At 45.4% G+C, this 18,281-nt stretch carries 16 protein-coding genes; 10 read left to right on the forward strand and 6 right to left on the reverse strand.

Going from position 1 to position 18,281, the window contains the following annotated elements; genetic code table 11:
- Nucleotides 1-95: 95 nt before the first annotated feature.
- From ACSAZK_RS01600 to ACSAZK_RS01615, 4 genes are all read left to right on the forward strand, one after another.
- Nucleotides 96-1,766 (forward strand): AMP-binding protein, encoded by a 1,671-nt coding sequence (locus tag ACSAZK_RS01600; protein ID WP_440955689.1) that lies wholly within the window; start codon nt 96-98, stop codon nt 1,764-1,766.
- Between the two features lie 451 nt (nt 1,767-2,217).
- Nucleotides 2,218-2,466: a 4Fe-4S dicluster domain-containing protein gene (locus ACSAZK_RS01605; protein ID WP_048183275.1), complete on the forward strand. Its 249-nt coding sequence runs from the start codon at nt 2,218-2,220 to the stop codon at nt 2,464-2,466.
- A 20-nt stretch (nt 2,467-2,486) separates the two neighbouring features.
- Nucleotides 2,487-3,542: a 3-methyl-2-oxobutanoate dehydrogenase subunit VorB gene (locus ACSAZK_RS01610; RefSeq protein ID WP_440955690.1), complete on the forward strand. Its 1,056-nt coding sequence runs from the start codon at nt 2,487-2,489 to the stop codon at nt 3,540-3,542.
- Nucleotides 3,543-3,544: 2 nt separating this feature from the next.
- The gene (locus tag ACSAZK_RS01615) at nt 3,545-4,984 is read left to right on the forward strand and encodes a 2-oxoacid:acceptor oxidoreductase family protein (RefSeq protein WP_440955691.1); all 1,440 of its coding nucleotides are present in this window, start codon (nt 3,545-3,547) and stop codon (nt 4,982-4,984) included.
- A 269-nt stretch (nt 4,985-5,253) separates the two neighbouring features.
- Here the strand turns inward: ACSAZK_RS01615 and ACSAZK_RS01620 are convergent, their stop codons facing one another.
- Both ACSAZK_RS01620 and ACSAZK_RS01625 read right to left on the reverse strand, forming a co-directional pair.
- Nucleotides 5,254-5,751: an RNA-guided endonuclease InsQ/TnpB family protein gene (locus ACSAZK_RS01620; protein ID WP_440955692.1), complete on the reverse strand. Its 498-nt coding sequence runs from the start codon at nt 5,749-5,751 to the stop codon at nt 5,254-5,256.
- A gap of 27 nt (nt 5,752-5,778) precedes the next feature.
- Nucleotides 5,779-6,504, reverse strand: coding sequence for an RNA-guided endonuclease InsQ/TnpB family protein (locus ACSAZK_RS01625; RefSeq protein WP_440955693.1), 726 nt, complete (start codon nt 6,502-6,504; stop codon nt 5,779-5,781).
- A 476-nt stretch (nt 6,505-6,980) separates the two neighbouring features.
- Between ACSAZK_RS01625 and ACSAZK_RS01630 the strand changes: the two genes are divergently transcribed.
- Nucleotides 6,981-7,112, forward strand: a complete 132-nt coding sequence (locus ACSAZK_RS01630; RefSeq protein WP_440955694.1) for a hypothetical protein — start codon at nt 6,981-6,983, stop codon at nt 7,110-7,112.
- A gap of 131 nt (nt 7,113-7,243) precedes the next feature.
- On the opposite strand, the gene ACSAZK_RS01635 is transcribed toward ACSAZK_RS01630, so the two are convergent.
- Nucleotides 7,244-7,765, reverse strand: a complete 522-nt coding sequence (locus ACSAZK_RS01635) for a cob(I)yrinic acid a,c-diamide adenosyltransferase (RefSeq protein WP_440955695.1) — start codon at nt 7,763-7,765, stop codon at nt 7,244-7,246.
- Nucleotides 7,766-7,970: 205 nt separating this feature from the next.
- On the opposite strand from ACSAZK_RS01635, the gene ACSAZK_RS01640 reads away from it, so the two are divergent.
- Entirely contained in the window at nt 7,971-8,801 is an 831-nt protein-coding gene (locus tag ACSAZK_RS01640) for a YihY/virulence factor BrkB family protein (protein ID WP_440955696.1), read from the forward strand.
- Nucleotides 8,802-8,922: 121 nt separating this feature from the next.
- Here the strand turns inward: ACSAZK_RS01640 and ACSAZK_RS01645 are convergent, their stop codons facing one another.
- Together ACSAZK_RS01645 and ACSAZK_RS01650 are read right to left on the reverse strand one after the other, a co-directional pair.
- Complete coding sequence (locus tag ACSAZK_RS01645; RefSeq protein WP_440955697.1) at nt 8,923-10,740, reverse strand: hypothetical protein; 1,818 nt, start codon at nt 10,738-10,740, stop codon at nt 8,923-8,925.
- A gap of 476 nt (nt 10,741-11,216) precedes the next feature.
- Nucleotides 11,217-11,843, reverse strand: a complete 627-nt coding sequence (locus tag ACSAZK_RS01650) for a cysteine hydrolase (RefSeq protein WP_440955698.1) — start codon at nt 11,841-11,843, stop codon at nt 11,217-11,219.
- Nucleotides 11,844-12,251: 408 nt separating this feature from the next.
- Here ACSAZK_RS01650 and ACSAZK_RS01655 point away from each other — a divergent pair, with 408 nt between their 5' ends.
- Nucleotides 12,252-13,736 carry an IS1182 family transposase gene (locus ACSAZK_RS01655; RefSeq protein WP_440953887.1) on the forward strand — a complete coding sequence of 495 codons (1,485 nt, stop codon included), beginning with the start codon at nt 12,252-12,254 and terminating at the stop codon, nt 13,734-13,736.
- Between the two features lie 67 nt (nt 13,737-13,803).
- On the opposite strand, the gene ACSAZK_RS01660 is transcribed toward ACSAZK_RS01655, so the two are convergent.
- Nucleotides 13,804-14,280 carry a hypothetical protein gene (locus tag ACSAZK_RS01660; protein WP_440955699.1) on the reverse strand — a complete coding sequence of 159 codons (477 nt, stop codon included), beginning with the start codon at nt 14,278-14,280 and terminating at the stop codon, nt 13,804-13,806.
- 654 nt (nt 14,281-14,934) lie between these two features.
- Here ACSAZK_RS01660 and ACSAZK_RS01665 point away from each other — a divergent pair.
- The 3 genes from ACSAZK_RS01665 (at nt 14,935) to ACSAZK_RS01675 (ending at nt 18,259) form a co-directional block, all read left to right on the forward strand.
- Nucleotides 14,935-15,636: a hypothetical protein gene (locus ACSAZK_RS01665; RefSeq protein ID WP_440955700.1), complete on the forward strand. Its 702-nt coding sequence runs from the start codon at nt 14,935-14,937 to the stop codon at nt 15,634-15,636.
- 379 nt (nt 15,637-16,015) lie between these two features.
- Nucleotides 16,016-16,846: an MmRce1 family CPBP family CAAX prenyl protease gene (gene mmrce1, locus ACSAZK_RS01670; protein WP_440955701.1), complete on the forward strand. Its 831-nt coding sequence runs from the start codon at nt 16,016-16,018 to the stop codon at nt 16,844-16,846.
- Nucleotides 16,847-18,259 (forward strand): MFS transporter, encoded by a 1,413-nt coding sequence (locus ACSAZK_RS01675; protein ID WP_440955702.1) that lies wholly within the window; start codon nt 16,847-16,849, stop codon nt 18,257-18,259.
- Nucleotides 18,260-18,281: the final 22 nt, after the last annotated feature.

The raw sequence follows: 18,281 nt of genomic DNA on the forward strand, positions 1-18,281 counted from the left end.
GATTCAAGAATCAAAATTGATTCCGAACAGCGACCCTGAAAACCACAGCATAGCACGGAAAGCAATAACAGAAAGCAATTAGACAGGTGTCCGAAATGACTTCCTTACTCAGCCGATTTGTTCCAAAAACCGATTTTGAATCCTACGAGGATTTCCACGAAAACTTCAGGATCATCGTTCCTGAAAACTTCAACTTTGCCTACGATGTCGTGGATGAATACGCAAAAGACTTCCCTGAAAAACGCGCCATGATCTGGTGTAACGACGAAGGAGAAGAAAAAATCTTCACCTTCAAAGACCTCAAGTATTACAGCGACAAAGCTGCAAATTTCTTTGCGAAACACGGAGTCGGGAAAGGCGACTACGTGATGCTTACCCTGAAAAGCCGCTATGAGTTCTGGTTCTGCATCCTTGGGCTGCACAAGCTCGGAGCCATAGCCGTGCCTGCAACCCACATGCTCAAAACCCAGGACATTGTCTACAGGATCGAAAAAGCCGGGCTCAAAATGATCGTCTGCATCTCCGAGGACGGAGTCCCGGAACAGGTTGACGAAGCCCATGCAGAATGCGGGAATGTACCCCTCGGGAAAGCCGTGGTCGGCGGGAAAAGCCGGGAAGGCTGGATTGATTTCAGGAAGGAACTTGAGGAAGCTTCCCCCGACTTCGAGCGCCCCACCGGTGAAGCCGCAACAAAAGAAGACATCTGCCTTGCATACTTCTCCTCGGGAACCGCTGGCTTTCCGAAAATGGTGGAACACGACCATACCTACTCCCTGGGGCACATCCTTACAGCCAGCTACTGGCAAAATGTGGAAGATGACGGACTGCACTATACGGTTGCCGACAGCGGCTGGGGAAAATGCGTCTGGGGAAAACTCTACGGCCAGTGGATTGCCGGGTGCGCTGTTTTTGTTTATGACTACGACCGTTTCGACGCAAAGCACATGCTGGAAAAAGCCTCAAAATACGGAGTCACCACTTTCTGCGCCCCTCCCACAATCTACCGCTTCCTGATTAAAGAAGACCTTTCCCAGTATGACTTCAGCACCCTTACCTATGCAGTGGTCGCAGGAGAGCCCCTGAACCCCGAAGTTTTCAACCGCTTCCTGGAATTCACAGGGATCAAGCTCATGGAAGGCTTCGGGCAGACCGAAACGGTGGTTACTATCGCAACCTTCCCCTGGATGGAACCGAAACCCGGATCAATCGGAAAACCATCTCCTGGCTTCAAGATTGAACTGATGGACAGGGAAGGAAACCTCTGTGATGTGGGAGAAGAAGGCGAAATCGTCATCAATACGAAAGAAGGAAAACCCGTAGGGCTCTTTGTCCACTACGGAAAAGACCAAAAAAGAACTAAGGAGACCTGGCACGATGGCTACTACCACACCGGGGACATGGCCTGGATGGATGAGGACGGGTACCTCTGGTTTGTCGGAAGGGGTGACGACATTATAAAGACATCCGGGTACAAGGTCGGGCCCTTTGAAGTGGAAAGTGCCCTTATCCAGCACCCCGCAGTGCTTGAATGCGCAATCACTGGGGCTCCTGACCCTGTGAGGGGACAGGTCATCAAGGCGACCATCGTGCTCACTAAAGATTACACAGCCGGGGAAGAGCTCAAGAAAGAGCTGCAGAAACACGTAAAGAAAGTCACTGCCCCCTACAAGTACCCGAGGATCGTGGAATTCGTGGAGGAACTCCCGAAGACCATCAGCGGAAAAATCCGTAGGGTAGAAATCCGTGATAAGGATCAGAATCAATAAAAATAACAACGGTTATAATGCAGTCAAGAATACAGTCAGGAATACAGTAATGAATACAGTAAGGAACACAGTCAGGAACACAGCCCGCTTAAGAGGACCGGCCAGGTTTGCCGGATATTCAAAAGGAAACTTTCTCGAAGGAAAAGGCATAAGTACCCTGATATCTTCCTCTGAAATGTTATGGCCTCGGATTTTTTCGGGGCTGTGTTCCCTGATTGTAATCAAGTTTTTCCATTTATTTAATCCCGATAAATGACAGGCTCTCCATTCTTTCACGAAAATTGATGATCTCAAAAAAAGGGACTAAAAGTCCTGTATTGGCAACTGAGTCCAATCCGGGACTGAAAGTCCATAGAAGAAAACGGAAAAATGGACCTGAGAGCAGAAAATGGACAGAGAAACATCGAGGAGCCCTGTCAGTATCCAGAATTAAAACAATATGAGGTCCGCTATGTCAAAAAGTGATAAAAAAGAACCGTACCCTGTTATCAACATCCTTGAATGCAAAGCCTGCGGCCGCTGCCTCCTGGCATGCCCGAAGGGCGTGCTTTCCATGAGTGAGGAGCTGAACGAACGCGGGTACCACTATGTGGTATACAAGGGCGAGGGCTGCTCCGGATGTGCGAACTGTTTCTACACCTGCCCTGAACCCCTGGCAATCGAAATTCACATCCCTCTAAAGGAGGAAAAGGCCGAATAAGGCAGGAGGAGGTATAAAAGATGGCAACACAACTCATAAAAGGCAACTCCGCAGTAATCGTCGGGGCACTTTACGCCGGATGCGACTGTTTCTTCGGATACCCCATCACGCCGGCAAGTGAAATCCTGCACGATGCGTCCAAATATTTCCCGAAAATAGGCAGGAAATTCGTCCAGGCCGAGTCCGAAGAAGCCGCAATCAACATGGTCTTCGGTGGGGCATCAGCCGGGCACAGGGTTATGACCTCTTCCTCCGGACCCGGGATCAGCCTGATGCAGGAAGGAATGTCCTACCTGGCAGGCGCGGAACTTCCCTGTGTGGTGGTGGACATCATGAGGGCAGGCCCGGGGCTCGGGAACATCGGTCCCGAACAGGGGGACTACAACCAGGTCGTAAAAGGAGGAGGGCACGGAAACTACCAGAATATCGTGCTTGCCCCGAACTCCGTGCAGGAAATGTGCGACATGACCATGAAAGCTTTCGAGCTTGCCTTCAAATACCGGAATCCGGCAGTGGTCCTGGCCGACGGGGTGCTCGGGCAGATGATCGAGTCCCTGGAATTCCCGACAGAAGCTATTGTTCCCGAAATCGACACTTCCTGGGCAGTCAACGGCACAGCCGAAACAAGGCCGAACCTGGTCACTTCGATTTTCCTGGACTTCAACGAGCTTGGACAGTTTAACGAAAAGCTGCAGGCAAAATACGAACTGATCAAGCAAAACGAGGTTGACTACGAGGAATACCTGACCGACGATGCCAGTGTCGTTCTGGTCTCATACGGGATCAGCAGCAGGATTTGCAGGTCTGCCGTGGACCTTGCCAGAAAGGAAGGCCTCAAGGTAGGGCTCTTCAGGCCAAAGACCCTCTTCCCCTTCCCGGCAGCCGAACTGAAAGTCCTGGCTGAAAAAGGTTGCTCTTTCATCTCAGTGGAGATGAGCAATGGACAGATGGTAGACGACGTCAGGCTTGCCATCGGCTGCTCACAGCCCGTGGAACTTGTAAACCGCATGGGAGGAAACCTGATCACCCTCGACCAGGTAATGGACAAAATCAGAAAACTTGCAGGGGAGGCATGAAAATGGCAGCAAAAATCATAGGCGATGAAAAAGTAATCAAAAGGCCTGACGCCCTGTATGCGGAATTCCCCAGGAAGGGCGGAGCCGCTCCCACAGCTACCCACTACTGCCCCGGCTGCGGGCACGGAGTCTTGCATAAGCTCATTGCCGAGGCCATTGACGACCTCGGGGTCCAGGACAGGACCGTCATGATCAGTCCTGTGGGCTGTGCAGTCTTTGCTTACTATTATTTTGATGCAGGCAACATCCAGGTCGCCCACGGCCGCGCTCCTGCGGTCGGGACCGGGGTTTCCAGGGCTGAGGATAACGCTGTGGTCATTTCCTACCAGGGTGACGGTGACCTTGCCTCAATCGGCCTGAATGAGACCCTCCAGGCGGCAAACCGGGGCGAAAAACTTGCTGTCTTCTTCGTGAACAACACCGTCTACGGCATGACCGGCGGACAGATGGCACCCACGACCCTGATCGGCGAAAAAACCACCACCTGTCCCGAAGGCCGCGACCCCCGCTTTGCAGGCTATCCGCTCCACATGTGCGAGCTCCTTGAAAACCTGAAAGCCCCTGTCTTTATCGAAAGGGTGTCGGTTTCGGACATTTCCCACATAAGGAAAGCCCGCAAGGCCATCCGGAAAGCTCTCGAAGTCCAGCGCGACGGCAAAGGGTACGCCTTTGTGGAAGTGCTTGCCGCATGCCCAACCAACCTGAAGATGGACGCCGAACAGGCTATCGAGTTCATCAACGAGGAGATGGAAAAGGAATTCCCGCTCAAGAACTTCAGGGACAACTCCGAAGAAGCCAAACCCCTCGACCGCGGGACCAGCGACTTCACAAAGGAAACTCTGGACAAGCTCTACGGCATTGAAGCCGAAGCCGAGGAAATCCCCCCCAGGACAGATTTTACCCCTGTCCAGACCAAGATTGCAGGTTTCGGAGGCCAGGGCGTCCTGAGCATGGGCCTGATCCTTGCCCAGGCAGGAGTGAAGGCAGACCTCAACGCCTCCTGGTTCCCCTCCTACGGTCCGGAACAGCGCGGAGGGACTTCAAACTGCTCGGTTGTGATTTCCGGTCAGCCAATCGGCTCTCCAACAGTCTACACCCCGGACATCCTGATCGCCATGAACCGCCCCTCCCTTGAAAAGTTCGAAGGGGCCGTAAGGGAAGGCGGGACCATCCTCTACGACGCCACCATCGGTGAGGTCGAGACCCCCGCAGGTGTCAAAGCCGTCGCAGTCCCTTCAACCGAAAAAGCCAAAGAAGCCGGGGACGAAAGGGCAGCCAACTCCTTCATGCTCGGAGTCCTCCTGGGACTCGGCGTAACCAGCCTCGAAGATGAAGCCTTCAAGGAAGCCATTGCCGAAAACTTCCCGGGAAAGCCCAAAGTCATTGCTTTCAACCAGCAGGTCCTGGAAGCCGGGGCAAAGTGGGCGAAGGAAAACGCTTGAGGAAAAATAGTTTATTTCAAATTTGAAATAGGTGGATGGAATACAAATTCATCCACCCAGACTACTTTTTTGCTTTTATTAATTCATGGAATTTAACCGTTTTTTAATAACGCTGTTAAGCAAAAATTAAAATAGTTACATTCAATCAGTAATATGAAGAGCGGCATATAGTCAGATCATCACCTCTCATTCATATGCCGTTCTTTTCGTGAACTACCCCTCCCTGTCTCCTCCGGAGCCGAGGAAGGGGCTTCCTTCGAGTACTCGAATCATCCATGTATCGGCTCTAAGAACTCAATACCCATCTTCAAGCCTGTTTGTCGAAGATTATCGGCAAAGAACCGATAGCCTGTCCACAAGGCATTCTGTGATAGGAAACGTTCCATGATATTGATAGCAGAGTTTCTATCCCTGTCTATAACGTTTCCACAATCACAAGACATAGTTCGCTGATATAGTGGCATATCATGCAGTTTTTTGCAAACGTAACATTCTTTTGACGTATAACTTTCATCGATTTTTATTACTTTCTTACCTACTTTTTCAGCTTTGTAGGTCAAAAATCCGATGAAACGGGAAAGGAAACCCTGATTCTGAGTAGATCTGTTAAGTCCTTTTTTCCGATTTCCTTTTAGCTTTTTTGACTTAGCCATTTTCTTGACTTTCAGATCCCCGATAATGATGATGTTAGCCTTCGTGTTTTTAACCATCTTTAGGGAGAGTTTGTGCTGATAATCCTTATTCTGGCCAGCCTTTTTCTTCTCCATTTTTTTGATGTTGGTGTTGAACCTCTGCTATCTTCTGCCATTCTTCTTGCAGTGATCTCTCCTGGATTTCAGAGTATCAATTTTTTTGTTCCAGTACTTATCAGGTCTTGCGGTTTTTGCTTCGAAAAACTTTCCGTAAGAGTTGACAGCAGTTACCATTTTCGTAACCCCTGCATCAATCGCCTGATACAGACCGTTATCATGGTACTGAACCTCCGATTCGTAGTCATAGGTTACTGAGATGTACCAGTCTCCTCTGGCTTTATAGGGGTCACTGTTGTAGATCTCTACCTGTTTGACTTTCCTGTTTTCGAACCCCCGATCAATATCGAAAGAAAGAGGAAACTCGTTGACCTTATGGGAAAAAGAAACGTTTCCGTCCCCGAACTTGAAACCACTCTGGTTGTATACTATTGTGAAAAAGTAGTTTTTTCCCCTGTGTTTTGGTGGTCTTGCACCTGTATCCCCATTTTTGCGAAGGGCAAAAAACGATTTGTAGTTAGCGTCAAGCTTTTTGAGAATTCCCTGCAACACTTTGGAATAGACCATTTTGTACTGAGGAAACTTTTCTTTTATCTCGGGTAGCTTGTTTTGTTGTTCCACATACCTGACACGCCTGTTCTCGTTTTTCCACGCTTCCTGTCTTTCGGTCAGAGCAAAATTATAGGTTACCCTACAGAGGTTAGAGATAGTCCAGAGAACATCAACCTGTTCTTCTGTAGGATGAATTTTGATCTTTTCAGTCAGTTGCATGGGACATTTAGAATATGTCAGTTTGCATATATATACGAGTCTTTGAACAATTTGTAAAAAGTTGTTTTATTGTAGTTCCGGGAAGTGGACGGCTTTCATCCCCCACCTGTCGGCCTACGGCCTCCGGGGAAGGGGACTTCCCGCCTGCAAAGTTAAAAAAAGTAGATGGCAGCGATAGATTCGTTCTAAAAAAACTCTATTATTAAAAAATAAACTTGGCTAAAAATAAAATAATTTTATATACTGTAAAGGAGTATTGGTAAATATCAAATATTTTACATCGAAAATCATAGAAAAAATCCAGGGGTTGGGGGACCCATGAAGAGGATAAGATTTTCGGGAAAGGATGGAGAGGTCTGGAACTCTCCTTCAAAGCATAATTCATGCCTTTAATAGGAATTTTTGCCCTTATGTAACTCATCTCCAGATTATCGATCCCCCAAAAGGAGCTATCTTGATTAGAAGGGAGGGAAAACATGGAAGGAGATTACATTCAGGATAAAAATTCAGTGATCGTAAGTGACAGAACTGCAAAAGATCCTTTCTCTGTAGCGTTCAAGATCAGAGCGACAGACCGGGAAGGAAATTTTATTGAAGTCACTTATTAAACGCTAAAATTCCCAAAACCAGGGAATAAAAAACTCGAAACTCACTTTTTCACTGATAGGTTACTGTTACTTTCTTCAGTGTTAGGTCGTTGCATTGTTCCGGGATTATTTCAGACTTATTCTGACGTTAATTAATATTCAACTCCCTCCCTTGCGTTAATGTTTTTTTCGAAGGGGTGCTTAACAAACTTCATCTCGGTTACCAGATCTGCCCTTTCCACAAATTCCGCGGGAGCCCTCCTCCCTGTCAGGACTACCGTGGTCTCTTCCGGGACCTCTTCCAGCAGTTTAAGGACGTCTCCGGTCTTCACTATACCGAAACGGGCTGCAAGGTTTATTTCGTCCAATATCAGGAGTCTCGGCTTACTCTTGAGGGCTTGCTTTGCAAACTCCATGCCCTTTTCTGCCAGCTCATAATCCGGAGGCTCGGGGTTCCTGAAATCTATGAACTCTTCCCTTCCGAACTGGCGGATTTCATATTCCGGAGCCAGCCGGTCCTTTACTTTATACTCCCCTATGTACTTCCTGCCCTTCAGGAACTGGACAATTACAACCCTGTAGCCGTGTCCCACTGCCCTCAGGGCCAGTCCGAAAGCGTTGGTGGTCTTGCCTTCTCCTTCCCCGGTATAAAGGTATACCATGCCCTTTGCCATTTTCCCTCCTTTTAACATTAACTTTTGTTTGATAAAAATATATACTCCGGAGACAAATATAAGCAAGCACAAAAGCAAGCACAAAAGCATCCCGGGGGGAAAACAAAACAGGGGAAAACAAATCCGAGAGGAACGAACCCGGAGAAAGCAATTCGGAAAGAAAAAAATCAGGGAACCAGATTGGGAAAACACTTGTGGGGAAGGCATGAGCCTGGAATATTTCAAGGGCCTTATTATCGGAACTTTCCGGGAATGGGTGGATGATAACGGGAAAACTTACAGCGCCGCACTGGCATACTACTTTGTTTTGAGCCTGCCTGCCCTTCTTTTATTATCGGTATCCGTAGGAAGCATCTTTTTGAAGTCGAAGGACATCCAGGAACTCATATTCAACTCCCTTGAAGGAGTTGTCGATAATAGGATTATAGGGCTGATAAATCTGCTTTTCGAACAGATTCCCGAAGTCGAATCCCTTTCGATAAGTGCACTAATCGGTTTTGTGTTCCTGCTCTGGAGCGCTAGCAACGTATTCCGGCATTTGAAGAATTTTCTTGAGCAAATGTGGAATGTCCAGCCCGCTGAAAACGGTACTGTTAAGGGCTTCATAAGGAACGCAGTCCTGTCCTTTATCGTGGTCATAATCTTCGGGGGGTTGCTGGTAATAAGCATCCTCGTTGAAGGTATCCTGTTCAGGAGTTCAAAAATTTTACAGGACTCTCTGCCCTGTTCCGTGGGCCTTGTCCAGTATACGAGTTCAATAGCAAGTTTTCTCATCCTTGTCCTGTTTTTCATGTTCATATACAGGGTGCTGCCGGATACCAAACTTGATTTCAAACCCACTTTCGTAGGGGCAGTAGTAACCGTAATTCTCATAACCGTAGGCAAGTATGCCTTCGGAATTTACCTCTTATATAGCGGAATTAATTCTCTCTACGGGGTAATCGGGTCAATAATAGGGCTATTCCTCTGGCTGTATTACACTTCAATCATGCTCACCATAGGCGTAGAGTTCACAAAAGTCTATTCAGAATCCTGAATATAGAGGCCCCAAAAGCAGAACCCATTACATGTAAACTCATCGCAGAGAAGTCCAATATTTGAAGGGCTCATTACGAGTAGAATAAAATGTAGAATTACTGGCAGGATTAAAGGTAAAATTACTGGTAGGGGCGTTCTCCTCCCAGGAATTGAACGACAAAGAGGACAGGATCAAACGCTGTTTGGGACTCGCTGCTGAGCAGTTTCCAGTGCCTGACCCGCGGGTCCGTACTACTGCCAGCCTGGTCAATTTCGGTTGAAGGAAAAGCACAGGCATATCTGTCAAGGATTAAACGGGCCCGCTTGATCAGGATTTCCACCCCGGTTTCGTAGACCCTGCGTCCGCATGATAGCTGTTCTCCCGCAGGCCTGAGGTCAACGGCTCCGAGGGCGGCAAAATTCCGGAGGCATTCCTTATCGGCAAGTTCCGCAAGGTCTGAGGCTCTGGAAACCCCTTTTTTCAGATACATCACGTAAGGCCCTGTGCAGAGCTTTCCTTCGGGAGATATGACTGGAATTACGGCTGTGATTTCGGCAAAAAGCTGCGGGTAGGCTTGAAGGTATTCCCAGAGCTCTTTTGCCAGGGCGTCCGGGCTGTACGCACTTATTTGCCGGAGAGTCGGCTCCCCGAAGTGCTCCTTCAGCAGCCGGTAGAGGAGGTCGGCCAGGACAATTTCTTTCTGGGTCCGGGTAGAGCCCAGCGCAGGGTAGATAGGGGGAGCCCGAATGCCGGTCTCGCGCTCCATTTCGGCAAACCTTTTCAGGACCAGGTCCCGTTCGAGCTGGCCCCGGCCCGTAGGTTCTATCACTTTGCCGGAGCCCAGAGGGATCTGGTTGTAGCCGGTGCTTTTTCCCATCAGTTCGTCCATCAAAATCCTGGCGATAAAAACGTCCGTGTTAAAACCCATCTGGAAGGCATGGGAAAGGCAGGCGAACTGGAGGGGGGAATATTCTCCCGATTCTCCGCATTTTATTTTAGCCCCGGAGAGAAAGGCCTCCTTTACTCTCCGTTCTTCCCACAAAATCGGCTCGTCGGACAGGGCCGTGAGGTCAAACTCCAGGGGTTCGTACAGCGGAACTTTAAGGCAGCTTTTGCGGACAGATTCTTCAACCCCTTCAGGCAGCCCTTCGGGAAGGGAAAAGTACCTGACAGGTCCGGTATCGAGGTAGTCGTACCCCAGCAAACTGCCCGGGGTGAGCAGGACCCAGCGGGTAGAGGAGTCGCTGTCCTGGTGGATCCTATCCACAATCCCCAGGATGCCATAGGCCGCCAGGATCTTGTTCACCAGGCTGGAATCCATCTGCTGCGAACTCTGGTGGGTCCAGACCATGTTGGTGCCCATGCCTCCGAGCGCAGTTGTCCCTATGAGTGCTACCGTTTCTATCCCAAACTCGTCAGCTGCCTCTTTCAGGGTAATCAGGACCCAGGCAAGCACGGCGTTCTGGATTTCCTTCTTCTGGTAGGAAGCCACGGAAGCCAGGTTGACCCCGAGGACCAGGGTTTCAGGGCGCTTTTCCGCCAGGTAGGAATACAGAGCCGAAGCTTTCCTGAAACTCTCGTCATCCACGGTCGAAGGCCCCAGACCCTCCGGGACAATATCGAGCTGCTCAGCCTCGATCCTGAGCCGGTTCGGCCCGCATTCCAGAGCTAAGTTCAGGGGCTCGACCTGCCCCACCCTGACATCTTCTTCCCGGGCCAGGAAGTCTTTAATCTTCCATAACTGCCTGACCAGGCTGGCTTCGCTGCGCGTTGTGATATGAATCGTCTCAAGCTCAGGGTGGCATGCCGTATGGAAGCGAGAATCAGGGCAGGTGTTCATCTGCTCCCTCTTTCCGCAGACCCAACCTTGCACGAGTTCCTTCAATACGGCGCTGCCGACCAGCCCCCCTCCGATAATTGCCACAGTGTTTCTACTGTTAGATATATTAATGCCCAACACTTCCCCGGTCGTGAATATATTTCCAGGCTCCGAAATCCCCCAATGAGCCTATAATTTTCCCCGGAGTTATGTTGAACTTATGAATACATATTTCTTTTGTTCCGGAATTTTTCGTGGAAAGCCAGTAGATAATCCGGACCCAAATCACAGCCTAATAAAAATACATATATTTTTATATAATCAAACCAATATTAAATAACAGGGGCATCTGAGAGAAATCTCTTCCCAACTAACCTCCATTTTTACTCCCCTTTTCCCCAACCACTCTTTTACTAACTCAGATGCCCCATCCCCATTAACAATTTATGAGCAAATTAAGCATAATCTCTCAACTGGTGTTCCCCGTTACTTGGTTGACATATCTTTTTTTATTTTTGTTTCATTTTTAGTTTTAGTTTTAGTTGAGAAGGCGCCACCAGGCAAACTGGCGGGGTTACTCCTATGAAATTTGGATCAAAAAGTGGTCTCCGGGTTCAGGGAATTATTTCCAGTTCTTCCACCGTTATAACTTCACCAAGCATCGGGAAGATGACTTCTATCGCAAACTTTTGAAATTCTTTATTTATTGTGGCTGTACAGTCGCTGAGCACTATGCACTTATAGCCCCTGTTAAACGCACTTCTCACCGTGGTTTCGAAGCAGAGGTTTGTTGCATCCCCTGTAAGGATCAGGGTATCACATTTCAGACCCTTTAGTATTAGCTCCAGATCGGTATTATGAAAGGCGTCCATGGTATTGTACTTGGTGACTACGAAATCCTCGGGATGAGGGGTAAGTTCTTCCACAATCGCGAGTTCTTCCGCAAGACTGCGGCCAGGCCCACTTCCTCCAGAATTGATTTCTTTGAAGTTGATCTCCTTAACATCTTTCCATAATCCCATATCAGGCAAAACCTTCAGCCTCAGGCCCATTACAATATAAATTACCGGAATCCCCTTTACTCTTGCTTTTTCTGTGGCTTTCTTCGTATTTTCGATCATATTCGTTTCTTTAGCGTGCTGACAGACCCCCCATTCCGCGCCGAATCCATTTTCGTGGAGAACATAATTTTGTGCGTCTACTATGATAAGGGCTGTTCCTTCTCTCTTTACGTCGGTCATTTACTACCCCCGCTGGTTTGATATTATTCCTGAACTTCAAACTTAAAACAAGTCTCTGTAGACAAGTCTCTGTAAACAAGTCTCTGTAAACAAGTCTCTGTAAACAAGTCTCTGTAAACAAGTCTCTGTAAACAAGTCTCTGTAAACAAGTCTCTGTAAACAAGTCTCTGTAAACAAGTCTCTGTAAACAAGTCTCTGTAAACAAGTCTCTGTAAACAAGTTTCAATTTACAGGTATATTGTAGTCGGCAGTAAAAAATAAAAAATGGCAAAAGAAACCATTCCAGGCCGTCTCAAAACTATGCTTGATCGCACATTTGGGTAAGAAATATTAGGAATATTTATCTTTTTAAAAATATGTATTACATATAAGTATACTATTTGATAAAATTAATTCCAGTGTTTCACCATGTTCAAAAAGTACGATCAAAAGCAGCAATTTTTACTTCCATTAAGCCTGGAAGAGTTTGTTCCTGAAAACCATATTGCCAGAGTGTTAAACGACCTCATAGATCTCGTTGATATTAGTGATATTGAGTCCACTTACTCTGAGGAAGGTTGCCCTGCCTATCACCCAAGATTTCTTTTAAAAATCTTACTCTACGGGTACCTTATAAACATTAGAAGTTCACGCAAGATAGAGCAAATGACACAAACTGATACTGCTTTTATGTACCTTGCAGCTATGCAAAAACCTGATTTCCATACTATTTGTCGATTCCGTTCAACTCATCTTGACCCGATTAAAGAAATATTTTCACAGGTTGTCACGTTTTGTAAGGAAATGGATATGATTGGTTCCAGTATTTCGATCGATGGAACAAAGGTTAAGGCAAACGCTTCACCAAGACAAAGTAAGAGTTCCGACGCTCTCAAAAAAGAGATCGATAAGATACTCAAAGAAAGCATTGAGGTCGATAAACAGGAAGACGAAATTTATGGTGATTCGACACCATACCAGGTGCCAGAAGAACTGGTTAACAAGCAGAAAAGATTAGAGAAAATCAAAGCTGCTATGAAAAAAATTGACGAAGAAAAGTTAAAAAAAGTAAACATCACAGACAACGATGCTAAAATTATGAAGCATAAAGATGGAAGCAAGAAACCTTCTTATAATTGTCAGGTTGCTGTTGATGAAAAGGAACAAATAATCGTTGCATCAGACGTTGTCGATGAAGAAAATGACTTGCATCAAGTTGAACCAATGATAGAAAATGTAAAAGAAACACTGGGATACAAGCCAACAATAGTGCTGGCAGATGCAGGTTATTTTTCATATGATAATGTGAAATTTTTACTCGATCAAGAAATTGATGCTTATATTCCTGATAACTTTTATGAAGTAGAGAAAAGGGGAAAAGCAAAGAAGTTCAGAAAATCTCTCTTTAAATATGATCAGGAAAAGGACTGTTATTATTGCCCTGCTGCATTTGAAATCCCATTTACAAGAATACAAAAAAGGAACGATGAGCCAGATTTACGGTATTATGTATGTAAGTATTGTTCTTTATGCGTGTTAAAAAATGCATGTACCGAGAGTGAAAACAGGACAATATCAAGAGATCCAAGGGAGTACCTGATGGAGAATATGAGGGCTAAACTGAATACAGAAGAAGGAACGGAACAGTATCAGGAAAGAATGTTTACTGTAGAACCTGTGTTTGGCCAGATGAAACAGGATAGAGGATTCAGGGAATTTCTTTTGAGAGGGAAAAGGAAGACAAAAATTGAGTTTATTATGATGTGTACTGTACACAATCTAAAGAAAATAGTGGATTTCATGAAGAGAGAAGGTAAAAGTTTGAAAGAAATTCTGAAAATGATAACCGGGAGAGGAAATAAATTAGGGAATGGATGCAGAATTGTGGCGGGAAAGACAAGTAAGCTATGTTGATCAATGAAAACTGATCTCTTTTCGAATAAAAATTGAAATTGAAATGGATATTACCCAATTGTAGAATTCAAAACGGTTTTGAGACAGCTTGTTTTGCAGATTTTTTTTGAGTGGCTTTTAAACCTTTATTTTCAACCCCATTGTCTGGATCAAGAAATACTATGTCTGATTCTTTGAGCTTAGTTAGAGCTCTAAGATGCCAACTTCTTCTGAAACTTATTCTTTCTTCCAAAGGTTTGTTTGAGAAGTCAAATAATTCATGAAAAAAAAGAGTGGTGTCAGGTAATACGCTTCCATCTTCAATTTCTAATACATACCGTCTTCTTTTGATTAACACAACTTCATACAATTGCTCATAGAGACTTGGATTACACTTTTTCAAACTGGATCCGATTTGATTTTTCGGGTTCAAATACGTTATAAACTTTCCATCATTATTTGATTCATCGGGAACAAGATACCAGTTAACCCCTAATTTATAAAATCCACTTTCAGTTTTTCCCAATAAGTAATTAAGTAATCCAAATTTGACAAAGTCGCCCACATCGCCAACAAAGCAATTTTGCATTTTGAATCCCCATTTTTATTATGTTTAACAGATATTCTATTCTCTAATAAAGTGTTCGATTTAAAACTGAACCTCGATTTACTTATAAATTAAAATGTTATAGTTTTAAGACACAAGTCTTCTAAAGCAAAAGTTTCATAGATGCTTTTTAACTGAGAATTTTACGATTATTTGTGCAGAAGTATAAAGGGATATATTATCGAGCAAATGTTTTGAGATCGAAATCGTTGAAACCCTTTCTCATGAAGCTAGATTTCCCTATTTATTTAAGGAAATAAAAAAATGAAAGTCCTTCAAAGCTCTCCAACCTCTACTTAAACGACTTGGACCCCTCCTTCGAATTCTAAGAAGAACTCCTCCGCACTCCCGCAGCCATACTTTTCGAAATCCCTCAGATCAGTCTGGATATTGCTGAAATAAACAATTTATAGAAAAGATCACTTTTTACATAAGGAGCTGTTCAAAATTAAAAACAAGGGAATTCTCACAATCCTCGTATTACTGCTAACCCTTATCTCGGGCATAGCTGCTTTTACGGGCATAACTTCAAATGACGGGCCCGGCGAATATGATTATACATCCATACGCGGAGAGGACGTAACAATCTACGGGAAAGGGATTTACAGGCATATGTCTGCGGATCTTGCCATACAGGGGATTGCACAGGATTATGTCACTCTTTTTATAGGAATTCCACTCCTGCTTTCCGGTCTGTATTTCGCCAGGAAAAACAGTGTCAGGGGGTTATTCGTATTATCAGGGACACTGATGTATTTTCTGCTAACGTATCTTTTCTACACGGCTATGGGGATGTACAATATCCTCTTCCTTGCTTACGTGTTTTCGTTGTGTTTGGCTTTCTTTGCCCTTATGCTCACGTTGTTTTCTTATGACCTTGAGGATATCGGAAGTTTATTTGCTTCTGAAAAAATAATTCGTTACGCAGGCGTATTTCTTGTGATAAACAGTATCATGGTGGCGCTTTTGTGGCTCGGGGTTGTTCTTCCTCCCCTCTTTGACGGCTCTATCTATCCGGAAGAACTGCAGCATTATACAACATTGATCGTCCAGGGATTTGACCTGGGGCTGCTTTTGCCGATTGGTATTGTTTCGGGGATGCTTGCGGTCAGGAAAAATAGTTACGGATATTTGTTCACGACCGTATATCTCATCTTTTTATCGATATTAATGGCTGCACTGACTTCGAAAATCCTATTCATGGCTGATGCAGGGTACAATGTTATCCCGGTCATATTTATTATGCCCACGGTTTGTCTTATATCGACATCGTTTTCTTTGCTGATCCTGAAGAAGGTAAAAACTATCGGATGATGTATGGGGGAGAAGGGGGGAGCAAGACGGAATTCCCGGGCAGGTTCCACTAAGATGAGGGTTAAGAGCCGCTAAACAATTTCATTGGTTCGCTAATTTTGAACTCCTCCCGGTTAACTAATTTCCTCAGATATCTTTATATTCCATATAGTGTCACCCTGTACCTTTTTCTCCTCTCGATTATGAAAAAAGTATGAGTATCAAATAGGAATGTATATATATTAAAAATTATTTACAGGGGTTTCATGATTGCTTGTATTTTTGTCGGAGACAGGAAAATCAGGAGAATTCCTGAAGCAATCTTATTGTTTTTGGCTGTCAGAGTCGGGTTAAGTTAAAAAATAAAAACGGGGCGTGGCAGTTAAAACCTGGAGGTAAAATGATTCCCAACTACAAATACAAACCCGGGATCTATTATGCTGCGACCTTTATAGCGACCTATGTTCTCTGGTTTGCAGGGGCATATTTAAGTTTTAAGGACGATAGCGGGCTGTACATGTTGGTTATGCTGCCCGGGCTGCTGGCACCGTTTTTGATCTCACTTGTCATGATCTTTGCGTCAAAGAACTCTGACTTAGTAAAAGATTTTGTTAATCGGCTTATCAATCTAAGGCTGATAGCGCCTAAAATGCTGCCTGTATTTTTTCTAATAGCGCCGTTTTCCGTTCTGGTATCCATCCTTCTTTCGCTTCCGTTCGGGGGATCGGTTTCGCAGTTCCAACTTGCCGAAGGTTTCTCTTTTTCAACGGGCTTTGTCCCTGTGCTGCTTGTTCTTATGCTTGCCGCGGGTTTTGAAGAGCTCGGGTGGAGGGGATATGCCTTTGACAGCCTGCAGAGCCGGCACACTTACTTTAAGGCATCGCTTATTTTCAGTGTACTCTGGTCGCTCTGGCACTTTCCGATGATATTTGTCAATAACTCCTACCAGTATGAGATTTTTCACGAGAATATCTGGTTTGGCGTGAACTTTTTCGTCAGCATCATCCCTCTGGGAATGATTATCAGCTGGATCTGCATAAAAAATGGAAAAAGTATTCCTGCGGCGATCCTCTTTCACTTTATTGTCAATATCTCGCAGGAGGCACTGAATACGACCCAGACCACAAAGTGCATTCAAACTTTCGTCCTCATAGTTTTTGCAGCCGTTATTATCGCATATGACAAAGAGCTGTTTTTTTCCGAAAAGCACCTTGCTGCCGGGGCTAACTAAATGACGGATAAATCCGGAAAAATGGGATATGGGTCCGAAAAAACGCCCGGAGAATCCGGAAAAATGCCCTCAGGACCTGAAAAAATGCCCTCCGGATCCGAAGACCTTTTTTCCAAATTCCTTTTTATCTGGTTCGGGCAGTTCATCTCGGTAATCGGTACCGGGCTTACCATCTTTTCCCTTGGAATATATGTATACCAGCAGACCGGTTCGGCTTCAAGCTACGTCTTTATACTGATGTGTGTGTTTTTGCCCCCCTTCCTGTTAAAACCCTATGGTGGGGTCCTGGCAGACCGTCACGACAGGCGCTTGATGATGGTTCTCGGGGACATGGGCGCATCGCTCGGGCTTCTCTTCATATTTTTTATGATGGTAAGGGGCAATATCGAACTCTGGCAGATTTATCTCGGGATTGCAGCCAGTTCGGTTTTTTCAGCTTTCCAGGAACCGGCTTATAAAGCCTTAATTACCGACCTCCTGCCCGAAGCCCAGTATGATAAGGCAAGCGGCCTGGTGCAGCTGGCAGGTTCGGCTCAATATTTAATTTCCCCTTTCCTGGCCGGTATTTTGCTAACCCTGATTGATATCGAATATATTTTTTTAATCGATATCAGCACTCTCATAATTGCAAGCTCCATTGTTATCTGGGTAAGGAATGCAATAGGCGGAATTCCAGTAAAGCAGGCAGAACAAAACATCATGGCTGAACTTAGAGAGGGTATCCAGGAATTTTCGAAAAATAAGGGTGTGGTTAACCTGGTCCTTACTATCACGCTCGTCCTCTTTTTTGTCGGGCTGCTTCAATCGCTTTTAATTCCGATGCTGCTGGGTTTAACAACAGTAAAAACAGTGGGAATCTCCCAGTCCGTCTGCGCAACAGGCATACTTATCGGAAGCCTGTTTATCGGAGTATTCGGCAGCAAAAACAAACAGGTTAAAGTATTATCGGTTTCACTATTCATAGCAGGGATATTTTTTGCCAACCTCGGGCTCTCAACAAATATAGTCCTGATTACTCTAGCAGGGTTTACGTTTTTTGCCACCCTGCCTTTCATCAACACCTCTATTGAGGTTTTAATCCGGAAAAATATCAACAACAGAAAACAGGGGCGTGTGTGGTCTATTATTTCAATGGTCACCTATCTCGGCTCCATCATAGCTTTTGCAGTCGCAGGTTTTCTGGCTGATAAAGTTTTCAACCCGCTTCTGGAAATGGATGGTTCGCTGGTTGAAACAGCCGGTTTTATTGTCGGAGTAGGAGAGGGCAGGGGAATTGCCTTGATGTTTATAATTTCCGGATTAATGATTTCCGCGATAGCTCTGGGGATCTGGAGAAATAAAAAGATGAGAATACTGGAAGATGTCGAAGTTCAGGATAGCAATATAAACCTGGTGAAGGCAGGTGATTTTTAATTTTTGTGTTTATCAATACCGT

Source organism: Methanosarcina sediminis, assembly GCF_052056915.1.
Lineage (GTDB): Archaea > Halobacteriota > Methanosarcinia > Methanosarcinales > Methanosarcinaceae > MTP4.

Bases quoted from the DNA above. Each gene is read 5' to 3' on its own strand.
- ACSAZK_RS01620 (WP_440955692.1), bottom strand. From the start codon at position 5,751: ATGGAGAAGAAAAAGGCTGGCCAGAATAAGGATTATCAGCACAAACTC.
- ACSAZK_RS01610 (WP_440955690.1), top strand. From the start codon at position 2,487: ATGGCAACACAACTCATAAAAGGCAACTCCGCAGTAATCGTCGGGGCA.
- ACSAZK_RS01655 (WP_440953887.1), top strand. From the start codon at position 12,252: ATGTTCAAAAAGTACGATCAAAAGCAGCAATTTTTACTTCCATTAAGC.
- ACSAZK_RS01675 (WP_440955702.1), top strand. From the start codon at position 16,847: ATGACGGATAAATCCGGAAAAATGGGATATGGGTCCGAAAAAACGCCC.
- mmrce1 (WP_440955701.1), top strand. From the start codon at position 16,016: ATGATTCCCAACTACAAATACAAACCCGGGATCTATTATGCTGCGACC.
- ACSAZK_RS01615 (WP_440955691.1), top strand. From the start codon at position 3,545: ATGGCAGCAAAAATCATAGGCGATGAAAAAGTAATCAAAAGGCCTGAC.
- ACSAZK_RS01635 (WP_440955695.1), bottom strand. From the start codon at position 7,765: ATGGCAAAGGGCATGGTATACCTTTATACCGGGGAAGGAGAAGGCAAG.
- ACSAZK_RS01650 (WP_440955698.1), bottom strand. From the start codon at position 11,843: ATGACCGACGTAAAGAGAGAAGGAACAGCCCTTATCATAGTAGACGCA.
- ACSAZK_RS01600 (WP_440955689.1), top strand. From the start codon at position 96: ATGACTTCCTTACTCAGCCGATTTGTTCCAAAAACCGATTTTGAATCC.
- ACSAZK_RS01665 (WP_440955700.1), top strand. From the start codon at position 14,935: ATGTCTGCGGATCTTGCCATACAGGGGATTGCACAGGATTATGTCACT.
- ACSAZK_RS01625 (WP_440955693.1), bottom strand. From the start codon at position 6,504: ATGCAACTGACTGAAAAGATCAAAATTCATCCTACAGAAGAACAGGTT.
- ACSAZK_RS01605 (WP_048183275.1), top strand. From the start codon at position 2,218: ATGTCAAAAAGTGATAAAAAAGAACCGTACCCTGTTATCAACATCCTT.
- ACSAZK_RS01630 (WP_440955694.1), top strand. From the start codon at position 6,981: ATGGAAGGAGATTACATTCAGGATAAAAATTCAGTGATCGTAAGTGAC.
- ACSAZK_RS01640 (WP_440955696.1), top strand. From the start codon at position 7,971: ATGAGCCTGGAATATTTCAAGGGCCTTATTATCGGAACTTTCCGGGAA.